Below are 25,345 nucleotides of genomic sequence, written 5' to 3'. Positions count from 1 at the left end.
GCACCGGCCGCGGGCAACGCAGCTTTTGCGTCAGAACCAGATCCGCTCACCACCGGGCCAGCAATTCCGCTCCCGGCGAGAAGGTACTTGGCCTGCCGGCTATAGCCGCTCGGCCTCAGGCCTGCGGTTTCCGCAAGCGTTAGCCTCCTGTGGACGCCGGCATTTTTGGCTGCGCAAAGATCTCAAGCGAAACGACGGCCGACGTCGCAGGTTCGACCGTCATAGGCATAGCTCGACGAGCTCCCTATGGTACACGTCCACAGAATGCACTGACACTCAAGCCAGCTTGGCTAAGCCAGAAATCTTTAAGTCTTTGAAATGACCTGACTATTTATGGTACCCTTGGCTGGGACCTATCCCCGGATCAAGCTATTGTTTTTATTATGTTTTTTCTGCTCCAACGTCCGATTTGTATCACAATAGGTATCACAATCTGTAGCACCTTCTCCGCGACCCTTGGATGCCTTCGCCCACAGCGGCCGCAGCGTGTTTGACTAAAGCCACTCGCAGATCCGGTGTCGTGGCAGGTAAAAGAATACCGTCATTCTTCTAACCGATTGCGTCATACGAATTCACCGCCACCGGCCGCTCCCAGGCTAGTCGGCTCAGCTTGCCTATGCACGAAGAAGCCGAAGCAAACCGTCATCAACTTTCCTTACTCGAAGGAATAGGTGAAGCCCTCCTTGGAGGCGCCGACGGTTACCCTTGTCATCCTTTCGCCCTCGAGCGAGCGGTTCAGCACGCCGCGGCTCAATTCCGGCAGCAGCGTGTTTGTCAGGATGGCATCGATCATCCGCCCGCCGGATTCGATCTCGGTGCAGCGGGCCTTGACTAGGTCCATGACGCCATCGCCGATCACCAATTCTGCGTCGTTGGTCGCACGCAGCCGGCGAGCGATCCTGGCAAACTGGTGACGGGTGATCGCTTCGATCATCGAACCCGAAAGCGGATAGTAAGGAATGGTCACCACCCGGCCAAGAAAGGCCGCAGGGAAGACCTTCAGCAACGGGCTGCGCAGCGCGGTGTCCAGATCGTCGAGCCCTGCCCGCAGCGTGCCATTCCTGGTCCGATCCATGATGACTTCGGAGCCGACATTCGAGGTGAGCAGGATCAGCGTGTTCTTGAAATCGATGCGCCGGCCCTCGCTGTCGTCCATCATCCCCTTGTCGAAGACCTGGAAGAAGATTTCGTGCACGTCAGGATGCGCCTTCTCGACCTCGTCGAGCAGGATCACCGAATAGGGTTTGCGGCGGACCGCCTCGGTCAGGATGCCGCCCTTGCCGTAGCCGACATATCCGGGCGGCGCCCCCTTCAAGGTAGAGACCGTGTGCGCCTCCTGGAACTCGGACATGTTGATCGAGATCAGGTTCTGCTCGCCGCCGTAGAGCGTCTCGGCCAAGGCCAATGCGGTTTCGGTCTTGCCAACGCCCGAGGGGCCGCAGAGCAGGAACACGCCCACCGGCTTCTCCGGCGCGCCGAGCCCGGCGCGGCTGGTCTGCACACGCTTGGCAATCATCTCCATGGCGTGATCCTGGCCGACCACGCGTTCGGACAGAGTGCTGGCCAGCCGCAGCGCTTTTTCGGTCTGGCTCGACAGCATCCGCCCCGTCGGGATGCCGGTCCAGTCCTGAACGACCGCCGCCACGGCGTTGCGGTCGACCGACGGCAGGATCAGCGGCGTCTCGCCTTGCGCCTCGGCCAGTTCGACCATCAGTTCGCGCAACCGGGTGAGATCGGCGGCCGGATCGGGTGGAGGGGCATTGGCAGCCGCCGGTGCCTCCACATTGATTTTGGCCGTTTTGGTCTTGGGCGTTTCGACCTTGGGCAGCGGAGTCTCAACCGAGTCCGTGCCTGCTGTTTCCCTATTGGTCTCCGGCGTCTCCACCGCATCGAGCGGCACACCTTCGCCACGCAGCCTGGCGCGCAGTTCGAGTATTTCGGCAACGAGTGCCTTTTCCCCGTCCCAACGCTCCTGTGCGGCGGCGAGCATGACTTCGGTTTCGGCTAACCCGGTGTCGACCCGTGCCTGCCGGTCGCTCACCTCGATGCCGATCGCGGCCTCGCGACCGATGATGCCGCGCTCGACCTCCAGCGCCTGGCGTCGGCGCATGATGTCCTCGACCTCCGCCGGCGTGGCGTGCTGCGATATGGCGACACGGGCGCAAGCGGTGTCGAGAAGGCTCACCGCCTTGTCAGGCAGTTGCCGCGCCGGGATATAGCGATGCGAGAGACCAACCGCCGCCTCGATCGCCTCATCCAATATCTGCACCTTGTGGTGCTGTTCAAGAACGCCGGCGATACCGCGCAACATGAGAACGGCCACCGCCTCGGACGGCTCGTCGATCTTGACTACCTGGAAACGGCGGGTCAGCGCCGGATCCTTCTCGATATGCTGCTTGTACTCGGCCCAGGTCGTTGCCGCGATCGTGCGCAGTTCGCCGCGCGCCAGCGCCGGCTTCAGCAGATTGGCCGCGTCGCCTGTTCCAGCCGCGCCGCCAGCGCCAATCAAGGTGTGAGCCTCATCGATGAACAGGATGACCGGCGTTTCGGAAGACTGCACCTCATCGATGACTGCCTTCAGCCGCTTTTCGAACTCCCCCTTTACGCTTGCACCCGCCTGCATCAATCCGACATCGAGCATGCGCACACTGACCCCTTGCAGTGTCGGCGGCACGTCGTCCGCAGCGATACGCAAGGCAAAGCCCTCGACGACCGCGGTCTTGCCGACCCCGGCCTCACCGGTCAAGATCGGGTTGTTTTGCCGGCGTCGCATCAGGATATCGACGATCTGCCTGATCTCTGGATCGCGGCCGACAACCGGATCTATCTTACCGTCGCGGGCGCGCTGGGTCAGGTCGGTGGCGTATTTCGCCAGCGCCGAATCCCCACCCGGAGGCCGCCGCGGCGCCTCTGCGGTGGAGACCGTGGTCGAGGCGCCGGCTTCGAGCGAGCCCTCCATGACAACGGCGAACCGTGCGATGACCGCGGCGGCGTCGATCTTGTCAAACTCGCCGCTGATCTTCGACAGCAGGCCTTCCAGGACCGGCGTCTTCAGGCAGGCAAGGAGAATGTGGGCGCTGCGGACTTCCTCGACGCTGAACTCCAGCGTGGCTAGGTTCCAGGCTTCCTGGATGGCATGGAAGATATGGTCGGAAAATTCCTCGATCGACGTTGCGCCGTAAGGCAGCTTGTCGACGGCGCGGGTCATATCGGCCGTGAGCCGGCTCGCATCAAGGCCCGCATCGGCGATTATCATTTGCATATCCGAACGGTCGGAAAGTACCAGTTGCTCGATGAAGTGGACGAGCTCGACGTAAGGATTGCCGCGCAGTTTGGCGGTGTCGGCCGCAGCCTTGAAGGCGCGCACACCGACAGGATTGAGCTTGCCGACCAGTTCCTTGCGTTTGAAGGTCTGCGATGACCGGCGCTGTTCCATCGAACGTGCTCCTGCAATCTGCCAGTCGATAACCTGCCACATAAGCCGTCACTTGACAAAGCGTGATGAACAGCGCCCCTTCCACTTGTGGAGAGTGCCGCGCCATCAGATGCAAACAACCACGCAATTGTCCGCCTCGGTGTAATGCATTTCACATACAGGGTCAGCAATCTGGTCAAGGGTTCCAGCACCCAAGACGCGGCTTGGTCAGCTTTCGTTAATTTTTTGAGCAGTGCTTGAATTGTGGTAAAGTGCAACCGTGTGATACCGTAGGGTCACGTACGGTTTGAGGGCCGATCGCTGGGGGTTGGTGTGATTGATGTCGCACTCTGGCTTGCTCCGCTCGACGGTGAAAATCCGTCAGGGGAGGATTTGCGCAACGACCCGGCTTTTCATGAGCTGGAGCGCCTGACGGAACCCGAGATCAAGGTCGTCCACGACGGCCAGAACAAACCCGCCTCGCAAAGCACCATTCCGGTCGACTGGCCCGCGGTGCTCGCCAAGGCGGAGGAATTGCGTGCGCATGGCCGGGACCTGCGCCTGCTCGTCGTCGTCACGCGCGCGCTGGCCAATGAAGAAGGACTGGCCGGGCTCGCGCAGGGGCTGGCCCTTATTGCGCAGACCTTCGATCAGCATTGGGAAACAATGCATCCGGCACTGCGGCCCAACGCTTTGCCACGCGATGCCGCCTTGCGCCGTATCAACGCGCTGCTCGACCTCCAGAATGGTCAGGAGGGGTTGTTGGCGAACCTGCGGCAAATGACGTTCTTTGCGCCACGTGCGATCGGCCCGATCCAGGGCAAGGATCTGGAAAGGTGTGCGCTCGACGACCGTGTCATGCTCCAGGAAGCCGCCTCGGGATTGAACGCGGCAGAAAAGGCCGCACTGGTCAGTGCGCACGGACAATTGTTGAACCGGGTGCGTGCTGGATGTGCGGCACAGATGGATCAAGCCAACGCAGAAATGGTCTTGCTCGTCGCCGACGCCCGGGCAGCGATCGCAGCCCTTGATGCGGTCGAGACCGCTCTCAACGCCCGTCTCGAGGGCGGCGGCGCTCCTGTTCCGGAATTGAAGCGGTTTCTGCAGCGTCTGCTGACGACCCTCGAACGGAATTCGGCAGCCGGCGCCTTGGCGAATGGCGCGGCCAAGCCGCCCACGCCGGCAGAACCGGCAACGCCTGCTCGAAACGGTCATGGAGCCGATACTATGGCAAGTGCGGCAAGCTACGCGGACTCGAGCACGGGGCTTCCCAACCGGATTTCCTCGCGCGACGACGTGGTGAAATGCCTCGACCTCGTCGTCGCCTTTTATGACCGCACTGAACCGTCGAGCCCGATTCCGCACCTAGCGCGGCGCGTGCGCCGGATGGTGCATATGGATTTCGTTGAACTGATGGAAGATCTCGCGCCGTCGGGGCTGAAGGAATTCCGGCTCCTTGCCGGCGTTCCCGATGTCAAGAAGACGGCTCAGAAGGATGAAAGGTAACAGCACATGCCAGCCGAAAGCAAAGCGAAGGTTATCGAACGAAATCGCGCACCGCGGGTGCAGATCGCCTACGACGTGGAAACCTACGGTAGCCCGACGACGATCGAATTGCCGTTTGTCATGGGCGTGATGGCCGACCTTTCCGGTGCTTCGCAGACCAAGGAAGCGTCAAAGTCGGTGCTGGACCGTTCCTTTGTCGAGACCGACGCAAACCGCTTCCCCAAATTCATGGAGGCGCTCGGACCACGAGTGAAAGCCCGCGTGAAGAATACGCTGCCTCAGGTTGAGGGCGCCGAGCGGGACGAGGAACTGGCGCTCGACCTTACATTTTCCAGAATGGGCGATTTCGCCCCGGACAAGATTGCCGAGCAAGTTCCGCAACTGGCCGAGATCCTCAAGATGCGGCGCCAGCTCGAGGAGCTGCTTGGCTTCATGGATGGCCGCGTCGACGCCGAAAAACGCATCGCGCAACTTCTGAACAACGAACCACTTCTTGGCAAGATCGCCAGCCAGGCGCTGGCCGACGACGACAAGGTTGGGGAGTAAATCATGGCCGAACAGCAAAAGACCGCCGCCGTCGCCGCCGAGGCGGAAGCCATAGATCTTGGAGAATTCAGCGGGCTTCTCGAGAAGGATTTCAAGGTCAAGAAGGACGACAGCGAGAAACTGCAGCAACTCGTGCGCAATCTCGCACTCGCGGCGCAGTCCCGTTCCGAGACCACCACCATCTCCTCCAATGCGATCAAGTCGATCAAGTCGCTGATCGCGGGCATCGACAAGATGCTGACGACACAGGTCAACGAGATCCTGCACGCGCCCGAAGTGCGTGAGATGGAAGGCACATGGCGCGGCCTCTGGTATCTCATCAACAACACCGAGACGGATCAGAAGCTGAAGATCCGGGTGATGAACATCTCCAAGGAGCAACTGGCCGACACGCTCGAAGACTATGAAGGCCAGATGTGGGATCAGAGCCCGATCTTCAAGAAAGTCTATACGGACGAGTATTCGATGCTTGGCGGCGAGCCGATCGGCTGTGTGATTGGCGCCTACGAATTCTCGAACCACCCGCGCGACGTCGGTTTGTTGCGTAACATCTCCGGCATCTGTGCTTCAGCACACACGCCGTTTATCGCAGCCGCCTCGCCGCGCCTGTTCCGCATGGACAGCTGGCAGGAATTGCCGAACCCGCAAGATCTCCAGCAGATCGTCTCCAACCCGGCCTATGCCTCGTGGCAGTCGTTGCGCGAGAGCGAGGACGCTCGCTATATCGGCCTGACCATGCCGCGTGTTCTGGCGCGGCTGCCATACGGCACGGATACCGTTCCGGTGAAGGGCTTCACCTTCGAGGAAGAGGTGCAGGGCGATCACAACAAATATGTCTGGATGAACGCCGCCTTCCCTATGGGCGTGAACATAAACCGCAGCCACAAGCTCTATGGCTGGGGCACGCAGATCCGCGGCGTCGAGAATGGCGGCACGGTGCTTAACCTGCCGGTGCACAGCTTCCCGACCGATGACGGATCGATCGCGATGAAATGTCCGACCGAAGTCGCCATCGACGACCGGCGCGAAGCGGAACTGGCCAAGCTAGGCCTGATGCCGATCCTGCATCGAAAGAACACCGATCTCGCGGCCTTCATCGGCGCACACTCACTGCAGGACGACGAGACGCGGGCGGGGCGGCTGGTCGACCCCGACGCGCAGTCCAATGAGCGGCTGAGTGCCAACCTGCCCTATCTCTTCCCGGTCTCGCGCTTTGCGCATTACCTCAAGGCCATTGCGCGCGACAAGGTCGGCTCGTTCAAAGAGCGCTCCGACATGCAGATCTGGCTGACCGAATGGATCAACCGATATGTGCTGGCCAACCCGGCCTTCGCCGACGACAAGGCGCGCGCCAAGCGCCCGCTTGCCGCGGCCGAGGTTCAGGTGGACAGCGTTGAGGGGCGGCCGGGCTATTACAACGCCCGCTTCTATTTGCGTCCGCATTACCAGCTCGAGGGCATCAATGCCTCGCTCCGACTGGTCTCGGAACTACCGTCCGTGAAGACTTGAATTGCAGCAACACCATCTTGGTTTTTTGAAAGCGGTGGAGAAAGACAATGCCCACAGGTACGAAGATTGATGGCTTTCTAAAAGTTCCGGATATCAAAGGCCCAAGCGTTCGTGACGGCCACGAGGACGAAATCGAAATCCATGGGGTCGATTACAAGATAGTCGCGCCATACGATCCGAATTCGCTCTCGCGCCGCGGCCGTGTCTCCTTGGGAATGATCAAGTTCACCAAGCACTACGACAAGTCCTCGCCCTATCTGAAGAAAGCACTGTTCGAGAACAAGGCGCTGGACGAAGTGGTGTTCTCGGCTCGCCGGACCATCGATGGCGAGACGAATGATTACCTGGTCGTCACCCTCACCGACGCCTCGATCATGGAATACGACCTGTCGCAGGCGGAGGATGAGGAAGACCTGATCGAGGAAGAGGTCAGCTTCGCCTACAAGAAGATCAAGTTCGTCTATGACGGCAATGACGAAATCGAAATGGATGTCTATGTCGGCAAGTGAGGGCCGGCGGCCCGACGCGGACAAGCTGCAGGTCACCGCTGGTTCGCGAGCAAAACGCGAAGCGGTCCAGCCCTCTCTCTGGGACCGCCTCGTAAACGACCTGCCGGGCATGACCTCCGAGATAGACGGGCTGCGCCAGGCCTTGCAGGACGAACTCGGCGCCGACCGGCTGGAGGGTCTGGTTGCGGGCAGCGCGCGGCTCATCGATGCCGATGCGGAGCTGACGGCCGATCAGAAGCGGCGCCTGCACCGCCTGGCCTTTCAGATCCAGCATCGCGTGGAGATGGAAAGCCGCGGCGTGGTCGTGTCGGCCCGCGTGCTCCGGGAGGCCGTGCGGCGCGATATCGAGGCCCTGTTCAACACCGAGCGTTTCGAGGCTGTTCCGCTTCTTTCCGATCTCGAAAGCGAGCAGGCAGCGGACAACCCGCCGTCGCTCGCCGATTTCCCGGAGGTGCGCCGAAGCGTGATCAACTACGGCGTGCCCTCCTTTTCGGGCCGTTCCTCCCGCGATTTTGATCGCGAGGCGCTCGCCCGCGAGATCCGCTCGGTGCTTGCTACCTTCGAGCCACGCCTCAAGGAAAGTACGACGAAGGTCACGGTGACGCTTGGCGACAAGAGCGTGGGTTTGAAGATCGAGATTGACGCGGTGCTGATCATGACGCCGACGCCGGAACGCATGCGTCTGCGCACCACGATCAATCTCGACAACGGCTTGGCGCGGACCGAATTTAGGGAGGCCTGAGATGGATCGGGTCTTCGTGGAATATTACGAGGAGGAACTGACCCATATCCGTGCGCTGGCGGCGGAATTTGCCGACCTGCATCCGGCGGTGGCGCGCAATCTCTCCCTCGACACGGTGCCGTGTCCGGATCCGTATGTCGAGCGGTTGCTTGACGGCGTCGCTTTTCTCGCGGCGCGCACCCGGCTGAAAGTCGATGCCGAGCGCTCGCGGTTTTCACGCAGCGTGCTGGATGTCCTCTATCCCGATCTGGTCACGCCGGCGCCGGCAACGGCTATGGTGGTGCTGAAACCCGGCCAGCAGGTCCAGACGATGGTTGCCGGCCATGTCGTCAAGCGCAACACCCGGCTGGTTTCCGGCCTGCAGCCCGGCCTTTCGACGCGCTGCACCTTCACCACCGCCCAGGACGTCACGCTGTGGCCGATAGGGGTGACTTCGGTAAGCTATTTTCAAGATCGCAGCGCGCTGGCGGCGGCCGGCATAGGGCCGATCGGCGGTGTGGCCGGCGAGGCGGCGCTCCGCATCGTGCTGGCCCGAACCGGAAAAGGCAGGCTCGACGAATTGTCGCTCGACAAGCTTGATCTCTATTTTTCCGGGCGCACCAAGGCACCCTTGATTCTCGACGCGATTTTTGGCGCTTGTTCGGCCGTTGGCGCACGCGCGGAAGGCAAGACCAACCCCGTATCGCCCTTGCCGGAACCCGAAATGATCGGCATCAGCGACGACGAAGCCCTGATGCCTCGGACCCGTCCGACATTCGAGGGGTACCGTCTGCTGCGCGAATATTTCATGATGCCCGAGCGCTTTCACTATGCGCGGGTTTCCGGACTGCAGCCCGTCGTGCGCCGATGCGCCGCCGGGCTCGAGATCATCTTCATGTTCAGGCGTCCAGTGCCCGAGCTTGCCGACTTGACCCCGGCCGATTTCGAACTTTTCGCAACGCCGATCATCAATCTCTTCGAGCGTGAGTGCAACGTCATCGAGCTTGATCCGCGCAGGACGCGCCAGGTGCTGCATGCCGACCGAACGCGGGCGCGTGACTTCGAAATCTATCGGGTCATCCGCGTGGAGGACGCCGACACCGGGGGCAGCGATGCCGAAATTCCGGAGCTCTTCAGCCTGGGTCAGAATCGTGGCAGTGGCTGGGTCTACTCGACCGAGCGGCGTCCTCGTCGCGCGACGGAAGACGAGCGGCGCGACGGGCTGACCCGCACCTCCTACGCAGGGGACGATGTTTTCCTGGCAATTTCACGCCCGGTGGAAAGCCAGGCGAACCGGTCGCTGAAGCGTGTCGACATCGTGGCGCTTTGCACCAACCGCGATCTGCCGATCCTCGATGACAATCCCACTTTGACGCTGGAGGCCGGCGACCCGGTCGAAACGGTGCGGCTTCTCGGCGCGTTGCGTCCGCCTCGCCCGGCCATCCCCGCGGCGCTGCCTTCGGGCGCGGCGGGCGAATCGCGCGCCGACAATCTCGCCTGGCGGCTGGTGGCGCAACTGGCGCTCAATTTTCTCAGCCTTGCCAAGGAAGGCCGCGGCGTCGATCCGCTGCATGCGCTGCTTGATCTTTACGCCGACCGGGGAGATCCGAGCCTTGCCCGCAACGTGCATTCGATCGTTCGCATCGACTCGCGGTCGGTCATCGAACGGCTGCAGATCGACGGCCCGATGTGCTTTGGACGTGGCACGGAAGTAACATTGCATGTCGACCAGTTGGTCCTGGCAGGGCAAAGCACATTGCTGCTTTCGGCCCTGCTGGCACGGCTGTTTGCCCGGCATGCCGGGATAAACGGCTTCGTGCGAACCCGTACGCGGCTGCTGCAGAAGCAGGAGGATGTGCCATGGCCGATGACGCCCGGCAATCGCTACCTGATCTAGACACAGTCGACCCGAACCATGCCGAGGCGCTGTCCGGGACGTTCGACTTCTTCGAACTGTTGCGCCGACTCGAACGGAGGGGCGGGCTGTTCGGCTATTCCGGCTCGCCAGAGCGCGAGCCTGCAAGGCTCGGACAGCATGTGCGTCTTAGCTTTTCGGCCAGGGACGTGGTTGAATTCCACGACGCGAAGGACAAGGCTCCGGCCAGGGTCACCGTCGCAAATCTCGGCCTGATGGGACCCGAAGGTCCGCTGCCGCTGCATCTGACACGCTGGGTGCTCGATCGTCTGTCGCAGCGCTGGTTCACCGGCGCCGATGCCCAGCAAACCAGCGACACGACATTCGTGGACTTCGTCAACATTCTTCAGCACCGCATGATCGCCCTGTATTATCGGGCATGGGCGGATGCGCATCCGGCCGTACAGGTCGAACGCGCGGTCGGCGGGCGCGTTCGCGCCATGCTCGAAGCCATGGCGGGAATAGGACTTCCGGGCACCCAGAACACCGATCTCGATACGGTGAAGCTTCGCCAGGCGGCTTCGCTCGCCAGCCAGGTCGACGGCCCGGAACGGCTGACGCTGTTCCTGGCGGAAGCGTTCAAGGTGCCGGTTCAGATTAAGGAGTTCATCGCCGCCTGGATAATCATCCCAACCGGGCTCCAGACCCGTCTTGCAAAAGCCTATGCAGGGCTTGGCCGAGGAGCGACAATCGGCCCGCGCGTTTTCAACCGCCAAAGCCGAATCGAGCTCCGTGTCGGCCCGCTGGGGTACGAGGACTTCAAGGCGTTCCTGCCCGGTGGCCAGCGGTTCAAACTGTTCAAGCAAGCCGTTCGCGACATGGTCGGGGAATCGCTCGACGTCGATCTGCGCATCGTGCTTGCGCGGGAAGCCGTGCCGCCGCCCCGTCTCGGAGCGGTACTGCTCGGCCGAACTGCCTGGCTTGCGCGGCCTGTTGAAAGGGGCGATGCTGACGATCTGCGGCTGCGCACAATCGTCGGATGGCAGCCGGAAATGGCGGGGGTCGCGACATGAGCCTGCTGCTGACGCTGGAGCAAGGGCCACGCACCCAGGCCGTACGGCACACCCGGCTGGACGAAGGCGACCTGGTGATCGGCCGCAGCGCGGACGCAGGCTGGCAGATCGACGATCCCGACATGTTCGTTTCGCGAGCTCATTGCAGGATCTCGGGCGGGCGAGATGGATATTTCGTCACCGATACGTCAAGCAGCGGATTGTTCATAAACGATTCTGACAGCCCGCTCGGCGCCGGCAAGTCGACGCGTCTTCAAAGCGGTATGCGGCTAAGACTGGGCGACTACGTCGTCTATGTCGATCTGCAGACGCCAACCGCCCAAGCACCCACAGCCGGCCAGCCGGCTCCGGAACGCCTGCCGCCGGCATCCCGGGCGCCGGTGAGCATCGGCCACGACGACTTCTTTTCCGCCACGGTCGAAGAAGAGCCGCGACGGCCACGTCCGGCGGATTTGCCGGACCCGTTCGAACGGCCGGTTCCAGGCGCGTTCGAGCGTGCCACCTCCGGCCAGCGCAGTTCGCCTGGTTTCGATGACCCGTTCAGCCTCGATCCGGTTTCAACGCCTGTGTCGAAAAATGCCGCCTCTTACCGCGAACCGGGCGGCGCGGCGAACCAGGCGGACCCCTTCGGCCTCGACCCCGTGCCGTCTCCCAGCCGGGGAGCCGAGCCCGCTCATGGAAAGCCGTCCGATTTCAAGGATGATTTTGGTTTCGGATCGGCCGCGGCGCCCGGTTCGGCAAACGGCACCGGCTCGGCCGGGCAGCGCGAGCGCATCGCCCAACGACCACAATCCGCCAATCCCTGGGATTTGCCCGCGCAAGCGGCTGACGTCCCGCCTCCGGCGCGGGCAGGTGCTGCTGCCAAACCCGCCCGCCTGCCGGCAGCGCCGCAACTGGGGGACATGGCGCTCCGCTCCGCATTCCTGCATGGCATGGGTGTCGAGGAAGCCGATTTCCCCGAGCGCGACAGCATTGCGGAAATGGAGAAGTTTGGCCGCGAATATCGGTTGATGATGGAAGGCCTGATGCAGCTTCTGCGCAAACGGGCCGAGGAAAAGGGAAACGCTCGCGTCGCCCAGACCATGGTTGGGGCTTCCGAAGTCAATCCGCTCAAGTTTCTGCCGACGGTCGACGACGCCATCGTCACGCTTCTCGCCGAGCGCAGCCCTGGATTTCTCGCCGGCGAAGCGGCAATCGCCGACGCGGTTCGCGACCTCGCCCAACATCACGTGCGCGCCTGGCGCGGCGTACAGGGCGCCTTGCGGCGGATGATTGACCGTTTTGACCCGACAGCGATCGAGGAAGAGCTGAAATCGAATTCCGCGATCGGCACGCTGCTTTCGGGCGGACGCAGCGCCAAGCTGTGGGAGCTTTACCAGAAACGCCACCGTGAAATCGCCGAGAGCGCGGAAAAAAGCTTTCTGGGCGAAATCGGCGCTGATTTTCGGGATGCATATGAGGAGGAGTGAGACATGATCGATCGACGCGAATTCATTGTCGCCTTGGGCGCAACCGGGCTGCTTACGGCTTGCCAGAGCGGGCCGCCGAAACCATCGGTGATCACCGTCAAACTGACCGGCGGGGCCGGTATGAACCCGGGACCGGGCGGCGGCGACCGGCCGGTGACGGTCCTCGTCATGCGGCTGCGCAGCACCGGCAAATTCAATTCCGCCGACTACTTTGCCTTGCAGGGGGATGCCGGTTCGGCACTCGCAGGCGACCTCATCGGATCCGACCAGATAGCCGTCGGGCCGGGAAAGACCGCGTCCAAGACCATCACGGTCGAGCCGGACGCGACGGCGCTGGGCTTCGTTGCACTGATCCGCGAGCCCGGCGGCCGGAACTGGCGGACGACCAAGTCAGTGTCGGCGGGATCACAATTTACGGTCAACGTCTCGCTTGGCAGCGGCGGCATTTCCGCCTAACGGCCAGGGCAAGGGGAGCTCGATGCAGAGAGTAGCGGCATGAGCGATGCAAACAGGGTGCTGTGGTCCGAAGGTCTGTTTCTCCGGACCCAGCATTTCCAGCAGCAGGATCGCTTTTTCGAGGCGACGGTGCGCGGCGCGTTGCAGGCCGGGCAGTTGCATACGTTCGGCTTCCAGCAGCTGACGCTGGATCAGGCATTGCTGGAGGCCGGCCAGATCTCGATCCTGTCCGCACGGGGCATCTTTCCGGACGGAACACCTTTCTCCATTCCAGACATGATGGACGCGCCGCGACCATTGCCGGTCACCCCGGACACGAGCGCCGGGCCGGTGCTGGTGGCCTTGCCTCTGGAGCCTCCGGGAGGTGTCGGCTTCGATCCGGCACACGCAGCCGCCTCGGGAGCACGCTATCACGGGCGGGTCGTTTCGGTGCGTGACGCCGTCCAGGGCGGTTCAGATCCTGAAGAAATCGAGATCGCCCGTCCGCAGGCGCTGCTGCTTGCACCCGGCAAGTCGGTCGGTGGCTACACAGCCTTGCCGATAGCCGACCTCAAGGGGGTTCGAGCCGATGGTGGCGTCTCTCTGGACGAGACCTTCCTGCCGCCGACACTGATTACCGGCGCGGTGGCCTGGTATCGGCAATTGCTTCTGGAAGTTGTCACAGGCCTCGAGCAGATCGCCGAGGCGCATGGCAAGATGGTCATGGGCGGGCCTGGGCGCAGCGTCGAAGATCTGCTGATGCTCAATCTCGCCAATGCGGCGCGTCCGCGGCTCGCCCACATGCTGGCGCAGGATGTCTTCCATCCGGCCGAGCTTTACCTGGAACTTGCCGGGCTCGCTGGTTCGATGGCGACCTACGGATCGAGCGCGCGGCGCCTGGGCGAATTACCCGCTTACGATCACATGGCGCCAGGCCCCGCCTATTCGGCGCTGGCGGATGCGCTGCGCTCGCTCATCCTCAGCCTGCGTTACATCGAGCCTAAATCGCGTGCGCTGCCTGTCATGCGGCATTCGACCAATGTCTGGAAAATCCGCATCGACAACCCGAAGCTGCTGGTGGCCAGCCGGATCGTCATCCGGGTCGGTTCGGAGCTGTCGGAGGACGCGCTGCGCAAGATATTCGTCAATCAGGCGACTGTCGGCTCGGCCGACCAGTTCGAGGGCCTGTGGAAATCGCGATTGCCCGGCATTCCGCTGAAACCGCTTCATTCCCAGCCGCGCGAGATCCCCTACGATGGCGATCGGCTGTGCCTCGAGCTGGACCAGAAAAGCGAGCATTGGGCCTCGCTGCTCGATGCTCCCGGCTTTGTCATCGGCGTTTCGGGCGTGTTGCCAAGCGAGCCGCAGGTGGACTGCTATTCGGTGAACAGGTGAGATCATGAGCCGCGATGATCCGTTCGGACTGTCGGATGATCGCGAACGCACCCGCATACGACTGACCGGCGCGCCGATGCCGCGACCGATGGCGCCGCTGTTGCCGGGGGCGGTGGTAAAGCGGTCTCGGACCCACCCGAACGCGCTTGTCAACGCATTCGCACCCTTGCTCGAGTTCGCTCCCGAGCTCGAGAGTGCGCTGCCGCCGGAGAATCCGGAAACGTTGCGCACCCGATTGCTCGAAGAACTGGTTCGGGCACGCGACATGGCAATGTCGACGGGATCCTCGATGGAGAGGGCCGACCAGGCAGCCTGGATCGTGGCGGCGTTGCTCGATGATCTGGCTCTGAACACGCCCTGGGGTGGGGCCAGCGCCTGGCCTCGGCAGCCGCTTGTGGTCATGCTGCGTGGCGATGTCGATGCCGGCACGCAGTTCTTCACGCGTCTCGACGAACTGGAACGCCATCCCAACCGCGATCGCGAATTGCTGGAACTGCAGTATGATTGCATGGCGCTCGGTTTCCGCGGCAAATATCGCGTGCCTGGGCGATCAGGCGACCGTTCGCTCAATGCCGTTCGCGTGGCGGCGGCACGCTTCCTGCGCGATGCCGACGCTGAAGGCGCGCCACTGTCGCCAAACTGGAAGGGCGTGATCGCATCCGACGAGCCGCAGCGCTTCATCGTTCCGATCTGGGTCATGGCGCTCGGTGCGGCGGTTGTTTCCACAGCGATCCATATCGGGCTCTCGATGGGACTGAGCAGCCAGGCGGTCGAGCTTTCCGCACTTATGCGCACCTTGCCGCCGCCTGCACGCGGCGACATCAGCCGTACGTCGCCCAAGGTCGAGGCCCCGCCGCCGGAGAAAGTGGATTTTGCGCTGTTGCCGGAATTTCAGGCCGGTGCACCGGCCGACCTCAGATCCGCCCTCAGCGGCACCGAGAGCGTCTCGCTGGCCAAGCTGATCATCCAGGCCTCCAACCCCGAACTGTTCCAGTCGTCGCGGCCACAACTGACCGAAGGCTTCGAGCCTCTGATCGGTTCGATCGCCAAGGTGATCCTCGCCAATCAGGAGCTGATCGGAAACATCACGGTGATCGGTCATACGGACGGCGTTCCTCTGCAAAAGACCAATCCGCTGTCGACCAACCAGCGGCTGTCCGAGGCTCGCGCCCAGACGATTGCCGACATGCTGGTCCAGAACGGAGTGCCACGGGACCGCGTCCATTCCGAGGGCCGCGCGGCCACCGATCCAGTGGCCAGCGACAGCACGCGCCAGGGGCGAGCCTTGAACCGCCGCGCCGAGGTGCTTGTCGAAAAGAGGCTGTGAGATGTTCATCCTGCGCTTCCTCTGGGCGGTTCTGACATCGCGCTGGCTGTGGACGCTGATCGGCATCACGCTGCTTTCCCTGGTCATCTGGGTGTTCGGTCCGATCGTCAGGGTCGGTGCCTACGAACCGTTCGCCTCTGAAAATGTGCGCATCGTCATCATCGCGCTGCTGGTCATCTTCTGGCTGATCTGGCTGATCGTCGCCCAGCGCCGGGCGATCCGCGCCAACCGCCTGTTCGTCGCCGACATTGCCGCGCCCGCGGTGGAAAAGCCGCTGAGCCCCGGCGAAGAGAACGTCGCTGCCGTGGGTGCCAAGTTCGCCGAGGTGATGGCCGAACTGAAGCGCCGCAAGCTGGGCGGCCGCAAGTTTCTGCGCGACATGCCGTGGTATGTGATCGTCGGGCCGCCGGCCACCGGCAAGACCACGGCTCTGCGGCAGTCCGGACTGAATTTTCCGATCGACCTCACCGACGACCTGCAAGGGGTCGGCGGCACCCGCAACTGCGACTGGTTCTTTTCCGAAAACGCGGTTCTGATCGATACCGCCGGCCGCTATGTGCAGCAGGAGAGCCAGCCCGATGTGGACGCGGCGGAATGGCTGGGCTTCCTCGACCTTTTGAAGAAGCATCGCGGCCGCCGCGCGCTCAACGGCGTCATCGTGGCGCTTTCGATCGACGTGCTTTCGGAGGGCGACGAAGCCATCAAGGCGCACGGCCGCAAGATCCGCCGCCGGTTGGCCGAGCTCAACGACCGGCTCGAAATCCGCCTTCCGGTCTATCTGATGCTGACCAAGGCCGATCTGATCAAGGGTTTCGAAGCCTTCTTCGGCGGTCTGTCCACCGCCTCGCGCGAGCAGGTGTGGGGAACGACCTTCGCGCTGGATGCGCGCGTGGATGCCAAGACCATCGAACGCGAAATTTCGACGCTGGCGACGGAGCTGGAGCGGCGGCTGGTGCCGCGCCTGGAGGATGAGGAAAAACTCGCCGCCCGTGCAGAGATCTTCCGGTTTCCTGCCCAACTCGCAAGCCTGTCCGAACCGATCCAGGTGCTGGTCGAGGCGATGTTCGGCGAAAGCCGGTATGAAGAGGCTGCATGGCTGCGCGGCCTCTACCTGACGTCGGCGACTCAGGAAGGGGCGCCTATCGACCGACTGACCGCGGCGCTGTCGTCGTCTTTCGGTCTTCCGCCACGGCGGGTCCTGCCCGCACCAAGGGTCGAGAAACGCAGCTTCTTCCTGAAGAACCTGCTCACCGAAGTCATCTTCAAGGAAGCAGGCCTGGGTACGTTCGACCCGCTGGCGCAACGCCGCCGCGCCTGGATCTGGCGGGGCGCGGCGGCTGCCTGTGCCACAGCGGGCTTGCTGGCCAGTGCGGTGTTTGCCTGGTCCTACTACGACAACCGCAATGCGATCTCGGCCCAGGCAAGCCAGTTCGAAGCGCTGCAGACGCCGTTGACCTCGGCTGCCGCAAACCCGGCATCGGTGCAGCAGCCTGCCATCGACGGCGCGCTCGAGGCAATGGACGCGGTCTCAAATGCCCGGACAGCACCGCCGGCCGCTGTCCAGGATCTGCTAGGGCCATCGGCCTCGGCGGAACTGGTGCGGGCTCAGACCGACACCTACGATCACGCCTTGCGCAACGTGCTTGAGCCGCACATGGTGGCCCTTCTCGAGGCCACCATGTGGCGGCAGATCCGCGATCCGGATTTCATGCTCGGCGCTCTCAAGACCTATCGTATGATGACGGGTCTGTCGCAGATGGATCCCGACTACACCCAGAACTGGTGGGTCAACAGCCTTCCCGAATTCGCGGCCGCAGCACCATTTCCAACCGCCGATGCCGAAGAGCATCAGCTTGCGGCCATCCGCCGGATGACGGTCGACGAAAGCTATATCGAGCCCGACCAGGCGCTGGTTGCCGAAGCGCTGAAAACGGTATGCACGATTTCATTGCCGGCGCGTGCCTACAAGCAATTGCTGGCCGATCCGGTAGTGGCCGGGCTCAAAGAATGGATTCCGGCGAATTTCGCCGGTCCCAACGGCGCCAAGGTTTTTGCGCGTCGCTCCGGCAAGACGCTTCGCGTCGGCATTTCGGGAGCATTCACCTATGCAGGCTTCCATGACGCCGTTCTCGACCGGATCGAGGATGTGGCAGCACAAGCGGCGCTGGATCGGGCGGTCTTCGCCGGGGGCTGCTCCGAGAACTCCGAAACGTCCGTGTCGGCGCTGTCCGAGGACATCCTGAAGCTCTACTACGACGACTATATCGCACAGTGGGACAGCTTCCTGCGCGATATGAGGCTGGCGCCGTTGAGCGACCTCAATGTCGCCAGTGAGAATCTGAAGGATCTTTCCAGCGCCGATTCAGCGCTGAAACGCCTGCTCACGGCGGTCGTTCAGGAGACCGAGCTTACCCGGTCCGATGAAGCGCCGGCCGACGACAAGGCGGCGGCCAAGGGCGGCTCGAAACTGCTCGGCAAACTCGGCAAGCTCGGCAAGATCGTCAAAACGGGGGCAAAGCTGCTTCCACGCGCGGGCTCAGCTGACGAGGTGGATCTTACCGGCAACCTGGTGGCCGAACACTTCAAGCCGCTCAAAGGTGCTATTGCCGAGGTCGACGGCCAGCCGCCAGCACTCGACGCCGCGGTGGTGGCTTTGACGGCGCTGTCCAACGTTTTGCAGACGGTCACGGCCAATCCCGATCCCCAGGATGCCATCAAGAAGCAAGGCGGCCTCGCCGAACTGACGGGGGCGGTCGCAAGGCAAGCGCAAATCCTGCCCGACCCGGTCGACGACTGGCTCGGCGGTGTCGCCGGCGACACCAGCGGGTTGACGCAAAAGGCGGTCACCTCGGAGCTCAACGCCATCTGGCGCGCCGACATCCTGCCCTTCTGCCAGGCGGCGCTCAACGACCGCTATCCGTTCAGTCCCGAAAGCGCGGTGGACGTCAATGTCCGCGACTTCGCCCGCCTGTTCGGACCGGCGGGCCTGATCGACGCGTTCACCAACGACCATTTGATCAGCTATGTCGACACCGCCAGCCAGCCGTGGAAATGGCGTGCCGATTTCGGCCTCGACCCTTCGGCGCTGGCGGCTTTCGAGCAGGCCAGGCGGATACGCGACGATCTCTTTCCCGGCGGTACAGGACCGGTGATGAGCTTCACGCTGGAACCCAAGGACCTGTCTCCGAACGTCACGCGCGTAACGCTCAATCTCGATGGCCAGACCCTCGTCTACTTCAACAACGCGACGCGGCCGCAACCGATGACCTGGCCCGGCAAGGACGGCACCGGGGTCATCTCGCTCGCCTTCCAGCCCATCGATGGTTCGCCCGAAATCATGCTCAACGAGACCGGCAGCTGGGCGTGGCTGAGGATGCTGCGCAGCGGCCGATTCACTGGAACCTCGCTGTCCGATGTCTACAGCCTGCGGCTGGGCACGAAAGGCATGTACGCCGATTTCGAGCTCAAGGCCGCCAGCGTCGAAAACCCTTACAACCTGCAAATGTTCAAGAAATTCTCATGTCCGCCGCAGATATGAGCACCGGCTTCTTCGGCAAGATTCCGGCGACCGGAGATTTTGTCGCCGCGAACTTGCCGCGAGCGTTCATCGACCGCTGGGACCGGTGGATGTCGATGGAACTGCGCGAGAGGCCAGACGAGGGGGAATTGGATTCGCGTGTCTGGCGCTTCATCGTCAAGGGCGGCATTTTCGGCGACCAGCCCTGTGCCGGCGTCTGGCGCATGAGCGAGGATCGCGTCGGCCGCCGTTATCCGTTCGCCATCGTCCGGCTTGGGGCCCCGCCGGAGCCGGGCGACCCGTGGTACGATGCAGTGGCCTCGCTTCTTCAGAACTGCGTCGACAACTACTGGGCGCAGACCCGGCTGGCCGAAAGCCTTCAGATTTTGCCACCTCCGGGCGCCGCCGCCGCGACCGACAAGATCGCATTCTGGAGCGACGACTGGGAGGTCAGGGAGTTCGGCTTCGCCGACATCCACGACCTTGCTCAAAATGCCCTGCCCGCGATGCGCGGCATCGCCGGAGACGGCGGGGTCCTGAGCCATGGGTAACACGGTCTACGCCGAAAAGATGGGCTTCTTCCACCAGGCAAGCGGCGGCAAGGGCGTCGCGCCGGGCGACGTCTGCCTCAGCCCGCCGCCGCCGCCAGCGGGACCGGTGCCGGTTCCATATGTCAACATGCTTTCGGCCAGCGATCTCATCAAAGGCAGCAAGAGCGTCAAGGTGCAGGGAACACCGACGGCGCTGGAGAACTCTTCCGAAGTGGCGCTGAGTACGGGCAACGAAGCGGCCACGCCTGGACTTGGCGCCGGCGTGGTCACCCATCGCATCAAGGGTAAGGGCTCGTTCAAGCTCTGGTCGTTCACGGTCAAGGTCGAGGGCAAGGGAGTCTGCCGCCACGGCGATCCGATGGAGCAGAATACCGCGAGCCCGCTGCCGAACACGGTCGACGTGTCCGCCATGGTCGACTTCTCGGTGGTGCTGGGCAAGGACGCGATGAAGGAAGACTGCCCGCGCGACTACAAGTACTCGGAGGACTATACCCCCACGACCGAGACCCAGCGCGCTTCCGTGCAGGGGCAGACCTGCTGGCAGTGCAAGAAGGACCGCGCCAACATCCTTCGTCGGGCTTCAGGCCCAGCCAAGGACAAGGCGCTGAAGGACATTGACAAGAAAATCAAAAGGCAGACTGACGGCAAGGTCACGATGATCGCCGATCACCAGCCGCCGCAGAAGACCGCGTGGGAGATGGGAGCGTGCCACGATCCGGGCAGCTTCGCCCAGCGGATGCGCGACCTTCCGTGCCAGCCGCATTGTCATGCTCACAGCATGGAGCAGTCCCAGGATATGCGTGCACTGGATCGCCGCGAGCTTTACGATGCGATGAACAAGCACATTGGCGGCCTGGGCATATAGAGATATGAAATGATCTCGATAACGTATCAAGACATCTATGATCGTTGGACAGACGAGTTGAAGATCGTCGTGCCACCATTGCTGGAATGGTGGCATGACCTTCGTGCGCAGGAAGTCAACAGGGAGCTTGTCGACGCCCGCTGGCCGGCGGGACCAGCGAGTCACCCTCGGGTCATTGCCCTGTTTCGGAAGTACTACTTCGAAACGACGCGACTGAACGACTTGCTTTCGGGCGGCGGGCCGGAGCCCGGGAGGAGCGAGATGTGGGGCTCCGAGGCCAAGCAGTTGTCCGAAGGGAGCGAGGGGGACGGGCCGGTCCCACCCGTGACGTTGCTCCTCTCCTGGCTGGGCGACACCGAGCCCGAGCTGGCGGACTTCATGAGGCCGTTCGACTTCATTCCCATCGGGGAAGATCCGGAATTCGAGGAGTCCTGAGCGATGGCACTGCTCGTCAACCACAACATCCAGAACGGGACCTACCGGCTGCTGCGCGCGCCCGGTGACGTCCGAGGCCGCGCGGAAGGGACGGCGCCGGGGACCGGCTCGGCTGGACATCGCAGCCTGTTCGCCGCCTATCTGCTCGATTTCGTGGACGTGTTCGCTGTCGCGTCCGAGACATGGAACGCGAGTGTCGAGGAGCGCATGGAGACCGGCCTGCCGATGGGCGAGGCAATCCTCCGAACGATCGAGGCCAAGGGGCTTGCCGGCCCCGCCGGCCACCCGAGGGTGGTCTGGCTCGTGCGCAAGTACTGGCTCGCGTGCGACAAGGAAAACCGGCGTTCCGCGTCGAGTGCGGTGCCTCCCGAAGTGTTACTTCTCGAGTGGCTGATCCAGGGCGGCCATGACGACTATGCGACGCTGCTGACCGCGATGCCCTACTGGCCGATCGGCCTCGACGAACACGGCAATTGGTGCTGAGCGATGGCGTTCGCGGTCGGGATCGAGAATCGCACGCCGTTCGCCACCGCAACACATGTGCAACTCGACGCCGACGGCCAGGAAGTCCTGGTCGTCATGTTCTCGGCAAGCTTCGATGCGCTCGACGGCGCACCGGCACTGGACGTCTGCGAAGACCAGATGCCGGTCGCGCTCTGGGATATCCCGTTCGGCGATCCAGCCAATTCCTCCAATCGCTACGAAGCCGATATTGCGCCGCATAAGCCGGCCGCCGAAATCCTTGTCAACGGTTCGGCGCACGCGCCGAACCGCCGTCCGGTGGCGGAGATGCAGGTCGGTTTCCGCGTCGGTGGCTTGCAAAAGGTGCTCAACGTTGTCGGAGACCGCATCTACGATGCCGGCGGCTACAGTGCGCCGGCCCTGTTCCGAACCATGCCGATCGTTTACGAGCGCGCCTATGGTGGGACGCTGCCAGATGGCCGGCTTGACCGACGCAACCCGGTCGGCGTCGGCTATCACCATGCCTCGTCCGCCGATCCGGCAGTGCGAACACAAGCCCCGAATGTCACCTACCCCGCCGAACCTTATCTCAGTCCCTCCGATCGGCCCAGACCGGCCAGCTTCGGCCCGCTCGGGCGGGGTTGGATGCCGAGACTGCCGCTCGCGGGCACCTACGACCAAGCCTGGATCGACACGCAGTGGCCACTGCCTCCCGGGGATTTCGATCCGCGCTACAATCTGTGCGCCCCGGCGGACCAGCACCTGCCGGCAATCCATGGCGGTGAGACTGTCACGATCATCGGCATGACACCGAACGGCCGCTGGGACTTCCGCCTGCCGCGCATCGTTGCGCCTGTGCGGCTGATCTATGACGACCGGGTCGAGGAACGTCCGTTTGCCGCGGACACGGTGATTGTCGAGCCGGATCTGTGGCGCGTCACACTGAAAGCGCGCTTTTCACACGTGACAAAACGGAACACGCCGGCGCTGCGGGAAATCGTCTTCGGCCATGTCACGCCCGCCTTTCTCGTGGCCCGGCGCAAGCGCAAGAGCTATCTCAGCCCGCGTGGCGGCGACGGCACAGTCGACCGCGCCGTGTGGCAGCCATGAAGCGGCCGCTCTACGTCGCCGGCGGCGGCGCCGTCACGCCCGCCGGGCTGAACGCGCGGCAAACGATCGCAGCCATTCGGGCGAGCCTTTCGGCCTTCGAGGAAATCACGCTCGCCGAACCGTTCGGAGTGCCACAGGTAGTCGCGCGCATACCCACTCACCGGCATCTGCGCCGCAACGAAGGCGAATGGCTGGTCAACATGGCCGCCCGCGCTATCAACGAAGCGCTCGGCGCGGGCGAGCCGGGGGTCGCGGCGGCCACCGCGCTGCTCATCACGACGCCGGAGAGCTTTCGCAACCATCCGGCTTTCGTTGATATTCCGGCGCGCGATTTCCTGGCCGCGGTTGTCGACGCAACAGGCCTGAGATTCCACCACGCCTCGTGCGTCATCGACGGCGGCGCGGCGGCAAGTGTGGGACTGATAGAACGGGCGCTTGCACTGATGGAGGATCAAGGCGCCGCACAAGTGCTGCTCGGTGGCGTCGACAGCCTCGTCAACCACACCGACCTCGGCCGGCTCAGCCGGACCGGACGTTTACAGGGCGCGGACAACGCCCAAGGACTGGTTCCTGGCGAGGCGGCCGTCTTCGTGCGGCTGCTGCGGGAACCTGGCCGCGAGCCTGTCGTGGCCGCTATCCATGGCATCGGCATGGCCCAGGAGACGGACAGCATCCTTTCCGAGCGCTACAGCCAGGGCCGCGCCATGCTCGGCGCGCTGCGCGACGCCGTTTCGGGATCGGGACCATCGGAACCCGACATCGACTTCGTCGTCTCGAACGGCAATGGCGAGCGCTATCATGGCTGGGAGATGCTGATTGCCCGACCGCGCTTCTATCGCACGCACCGCACCCTGATGGCGACGGCCTATCCGGCGATGACGGTCGGCGACACCGGCGCGGCCAGCGGCGCGCTGGCGCTGATGCTGGCCGCCGACAGTCTTGTCCAGAATTATGCGCCGGGATCGATTGCCATGTGCGAAGTCGCATCCGAGAACGGATTGCGCGCCGCCGCCGTCGTGGCGCGGGCGAACCGCCGATAGATTACATCCAGGCCGGGAACCGGCGCGTCCTGCGCCAATCGGTCAGCGGCGTATCGGTTGCCGCGATGGCCGCGCGCAACGCGTCGAGCCGCAACCGGCGCATCGAATGGAAAGGCGTGCGGCCGCGCCCGCCCCGTCCCTCGTCCCACCAAGCAGCAACGCGATCGGCGACAGGCAACGGGCTGTGGTTCAGAGATTCAAACGCCTTCCCCAAATCGGCCGGGTCTATCGTGAACAGGTCGGTGTCGTTGAAATCCACCTCGAACAGATCGCGCATCGCCAGCCCGGCGGCAAAGACAAGTTCCGGTTCGCGCATCTTCTCGATCAGCCAGGGCATCACCGACGGATCGCCAAACAGGCCGATCGACGCCGTTGCCGCCACGCGTAGCAGGGGCTGGCCGAGGCGCGTCTGCAACCAACCTTTCGCGGCCTTGGGCGGCGTTGTCAGCAGGCGTATCTCGATCGCCGCCTCCGCTTGGTCCGTCTCCGTCAGCACGATCTTGTCGATCACTGGGTGCGCGGACCGCGCCTCACCAAGCAGGCAAGCGGCGAAGGCGGCCGCAAGACGTTCTCTCGCCGTCTCGCCATCAAGGCCAGCCAGGACTGCCGGAAGCAGGTCGCGCCGCCCGAGCCCACCGGCGAGCCGAACGGCGCGCCGGCGGACGTTCGCGTCGGAATGGCTGGCCAGATCATGCAGGCGCGGTCCCGGATCGACGCGGTGATGCCAGAGCGCAGACAGCCCAAGGCAGCGTAGTCGCGCATCGCTTGTGTCCAGCCATTGCGCCACGAAGGGACGCAGGTTATCGCGCGGCGTGCGCGCGATCGCAGCGGACAAGCTTGAAAAGCCGGCTTCACCCACGCTTACGCCGGCGTCGATTGCGGAGGTTACCAGTTTGGCATCGCTCCAACGCATTGCCAGAGTGCCGAGCACGAAAAGTTCGCCTGGTTCGGCGTAGTCAGCAAAGCGCGCTTGAGCAGCTTCCCAACCGGCCTTGCCGGCTGCCATGAGCCCTTCAAGATTGGCTTCGAGACGCTGGTCTATGCGACCGATATCGGTTTCGTCGAGGATTGGACCGTCGATCTCCCGACGACGGCGCAGCCACAGGAAAGCCGCGTCCTCGGCATGCTGATCCACGATGGCGGCGATGGTCGCGACGCGGTGCATAGGCAACGCCTCAATTGAGATGCACGGCCCCACCGCGAATACGGTTGGTCCCGCTGGCCTGGCTCGTCAACTGGCTGCCGCGAATGGTCACGCGGCCATTCTTTTCCAGAATGATCGACGCCAGGCCGCAGCGCAGTTCTATGCGCTCGTCTCCGGTGATGACGACACGGTCGCCTTCGCGAGCGACTTTCAGCTCCCTGTTCTTGTGCGCCGGATCGACGATGCGTCCAACGACCAACGGCCGCGTTGGATCACCCTCCTCGAACAGAAGGGCCAGTTCTGAACCGATCGCCGAAATGTCCAGTTCAGTCAGGCTGCGCGCCGCAATCGCCGTCTCGCGCGGATTGCCAACGAAGACAACAAGCGGTGCCCCGCCCTCGAAACCGATCAGCAGGCCGATCACGACGCCGTCGATACGATCCAGCACTTCCATGATGACG

The 25,345-nt window shown here is 63.4% G+C and carries 21 protein-coding genes; 18 read left to right on the top strand and 3 right to left on the bottom strand.

Annotated elements, in window-relative coordinates:
• Nucleotides 1-655: 655 nt before the first annotated feature.
• On the bottom strand, nucleotides 656-3,436 hold the full coding sequence (gene tssH, locus NKJ11_RS15675; protein WP_352793710.1) for a type VI secretion system ATPase TssH: 2,781 nt from the start codon (nucleotides 3,434-3,436) through the stop codon (nucleotides 656-658).
• 312 nt (nucleotides 3,437-3,748) lie between these two features.
• Between tssH and tssA the strand changes: the two genes are divergently transcribed.
• The 18 genes from tssA to NKJ11_RS15585 are packed head-to-tail and all read left to right on the top strand — an operon-like array spanning nucleotide 3,749 to nucleotide 23,740.
• Nucleotides 3,749-4,921 (top strand): type VI secretion system protein TssA, encoded by a 1,173-nt coding sequence (gene tssA, locus NKJ11_RS15670; protein WP_352440777.1) that lies wholly within the window; start codon nucleotides 3,749-3,751, stop codon nucleotides 4,919-4,921.
• Between the two features lie 6 nt (nucleotides 4,922-4,927).
• Entirely contained in the window at nucleotides 4,928-5,467 is a 540-nt protein-coding gene (gene tssB / locus NKJ11_RS15665) for a type VI secretion system contractile sheath small subunit (protein ID WP_352440778.1), read from the top strand.
• 3 nt (nucleotides 5,468-5,470) lie between these two features.
• Nucleotides 5,471-6,976 (top strand): type VI secretion system contractile sheath large subunit, encoded by a 1,506-nt coding sequence (tssC, locus tag NKJ11_RS15660; protein ID WP_023809141.1) that lies wholly within the window; start codon nucleotides 5,471-5,473, stop codon nucleotides 6,974-6,976.
• Nucleotides 6,977-7,023: 47 nt separating this feature from the next.
• Nucleotides 7,024-7,485, top strand: a complete 462-nt coding sequence (locus NKJ11_RS15655; RefSeq protein ID WP_027035516.1) for an Hcp family type VI secretion system effector — start codon at nucleotides 7,024-7,026, stop codon at nucleotides 7,483-7,485.
• Nucleotides 7,472-8,227 (top strand): type VI secretion system baseplate subunit TssE, encoded by a 756-nt coding sequence (tssE, locus tag NKJ11_RS15650; RefSeq protein WP_023809143.1) that lies wholly within the window; start codon nucleotides 7,472-7,474, stop codon nucleotides 8,225-8,227. The genes NKJ11_RS15655 and tssE overlap by 14 nt, the downstream gene beginning before the upstream one ends.
• A gap of 1 nt (nucleotide 8,228) precedes the next feature.
• Entirely contained in the window at nucleotides 8,229-10,103 is a 1,875-nt protein-coding gene (gene tssF / locus NKJ11_RS15645; RefSeq protein ID WP_352628278.1) for a type VI secretion system baseplate subunit TssF, read from the top strand.
• Nucleotides 10,067-11,134, top strand: a complete 1,068-nt coding sequence (gene tssG, locus NKJ11_RS15640) for a type VI secretion system baseplate subunit TssG (RefSeq protein WP_352793708.1) — start codon at nucleotides 10,067-10,069, stop codon at nucleotides 11,132-11,134. The genes tssF and tssG overlap by 37 nt, the downstream gene beginning before the upstream one ends.
• Nucleotides 11,131-12,603 carry a type VI secretion system-associated FHA domain protein TagH gene (gene tagH / locus NKJ11_RS15635; RefSeq protein WP_023809146.1) on the top strand — a complete coding sequence of 491 codons (1,473 nt, stop codon included), beginning with the start codon at nucleotides 11,131-11,133 and terminating at the stop codon, nucleotides 12,601-12,603. Before tssG ends, tagH begins: the two co-directional genes overlap by 4 nt.
• Nucleotides 12,604-12,606: 3 nt before the next feature.
• Nucleotides 12,607-13,059 (top strand): type VI secretion system lipoprotein TssJ, encoded by a 453-nt coding sequence (tssJ, locus tag NKJ11_RS15630; RefSeq protein ID WP_023809147.1) that lies wholly within the window; start codon nucleotides 12,607-12,609, stop codon nucleotides 13,057-13,059.
• Nucleotides 13,060-13,098: 39 nt separating this feature from the next.
• Complete coding sequence (gene tssK, locus NKJ11_RS15625; protein WP_023809148.1) at nucleotides 13,099-14,433, top strand: type VI secretion system baseplate subunit TssK; 1,335 nt, start codon at nucleotides 13,099-13,101, stop codon at nucleotides 14,431-14,433.
• 4 nt (nucleotides 14,434-14,437) lie between these two features.
• Nucleotides 14,438-15,760 carry a type IVB secretion system protein IcmH/DotU gene (icmH, locus tag NKJ11_RS15620; RefSeq protein WP_352793706.1) on the top strand — a complete coding sequence of 441 codons (1,323 nt, stop codon included), beginning with the start codon at nucleotides 14,438-14,440 and terminating at the stop codon, nucleotides 15,758-15,760.
• Nucleotide 15,761: 1 nt separating this feature from the next.
• Nucleotides 15,762-19,298 carry a type VI secretion system membrane subunit TssM gene (gene tssM, locus NKJ11_RS15615; protein WP_352440780.1) on the top strand — a complete coding sequence of 1,179 codons (3,537 nt, stop codon included), beginning with the start codon at nucleotides 15,762-15,764 and terminating at the stop codon, nucleotides 19,296-19,298.
• Nucleotides 19,295-19,828: a type VI secretion system-associated protein TagF gene (tagF, locus tag NKJ11_RS15610; RefSeq protein WP_050592624.1), complete on the top strand. Its 534-nt coding sequence runs from the start codon at nucleotides 19,295-19,297 to the stop codon at nucleotides 19,826-19,828. Before tssM ends, tagF begins: the two co-directional genes overlap by 4 nt.
• 19 nt (nucleotides 19,829-19,847) lie before the next feature.
• The gene (locus NKJ11_RS15605; protein ID WP_196815287.1) at nucleotides 19,848-20,693 is read left to right on the top strand and encodes a DUF4150 domain-containing protein; all 846 of its coding nucleotides are present in this window, start codon (nucleotides 19,848-19,850) and stop codon (nucleotides 20,691-20,693) included.
• Nucleotides 20,694-20,702: 9 nt separating this feature from the next.
• Nucleotides 20,703-21,128 (top strand): hypothetical protein, encoded by a 426-nt coding sequence (locus NKJ11_RS15600; protein ID WP_023809153.1) that lies wholly within the window; start codon nucleotides 20,703-20,705, stop codon nucleotides 21,126-21,128.
• A 3-nt stretch (nucleotides 21,129-21,131) separates the two neighbouring features.
• Nucleotides 21,132-21,611, top strand: coding sequence for a hypothetical protein (locus tag NKJ11_RS15595; protein ID WP_023809154.1), 480 nt, complete (start codon nucleotides 21,132-21,134; stop codon nucleotides 21,609-21,611).
• 3 nt (nucleotides 21,612-21,614) lie between these two features.
• Nucleotides 21,615-22,700, top strand: a complete 1,086-nt coding sequence (locus tag NKJ11_RS15590; RefSeq protein ID WP_050592625.1) for a DUF2169 family type VI secretion system accessory protein — start codon at nucleotides 21,615-21,617, stop codon at nucleotides 22,698-22,700.
• Nucleotides 22,697-23,740: a hypothetical protein gene (locus tag NKJ11_RS15585; RefSeq protein ID WP_023809156.1), complete on the top strand. Its 1,044-nt coding sequence runs from the start codon at nucleotides 22,697-22,699 to the stop codon at nucleotides 23,738-23,740. Before NKJ11_RS15590 ends, NKJ11_RS15585 begins: the two co-directional genes overlap by 4 nt.
• Before the next feature lies 1 nt (nucleotide 23,741).
• Here NKJ11_RS15585 and NKJ11_RS15580 read toward each other — a convergent pair whose 3' ends face one another.
• Nucleotides 23,742-24,905: a hypothetical protein gene (locus NKJ11_RS15580; protein ID WP_023809157.1), complete on the bottom strand. Its 1,164-nt coding sequence runs from the start codon at nucleotides 24,903-24,905 to the stop codon at nucleotides 23,742-23,744.
• A 10-nt stretch (nucleotides 24,906-24,915) separates the two neighbouring features.
• Nucleotides 24,916-25,338, bottom strand: coding sequence for a DUF6484 domain-containing protein (locus NKJ11_RS15575; RefSeq protein ID WP_378978123.1), 423 nt, complete (start codon nucleotides 25,336-25,338; stop codon nucleotides 24,916-24,918).
• Nucleotides 25,339-25,345 lie beyond the last annotated feature (7 nt).

This window comes from Mesorhizobium sp. M0243 (assembly GCF_040321775.1).
Classification (GTDB): Bacteria; Pseudomonadota; Alphaproteobacteria; order Rhizobiales; family Rhizobiaceae; genus Mesorhizobium.
The sequence above is the reverse complement of the archived record's forward strand: the minus strand, read 5'-3'. Positions and strand labels throughout refer to the sequence as shown.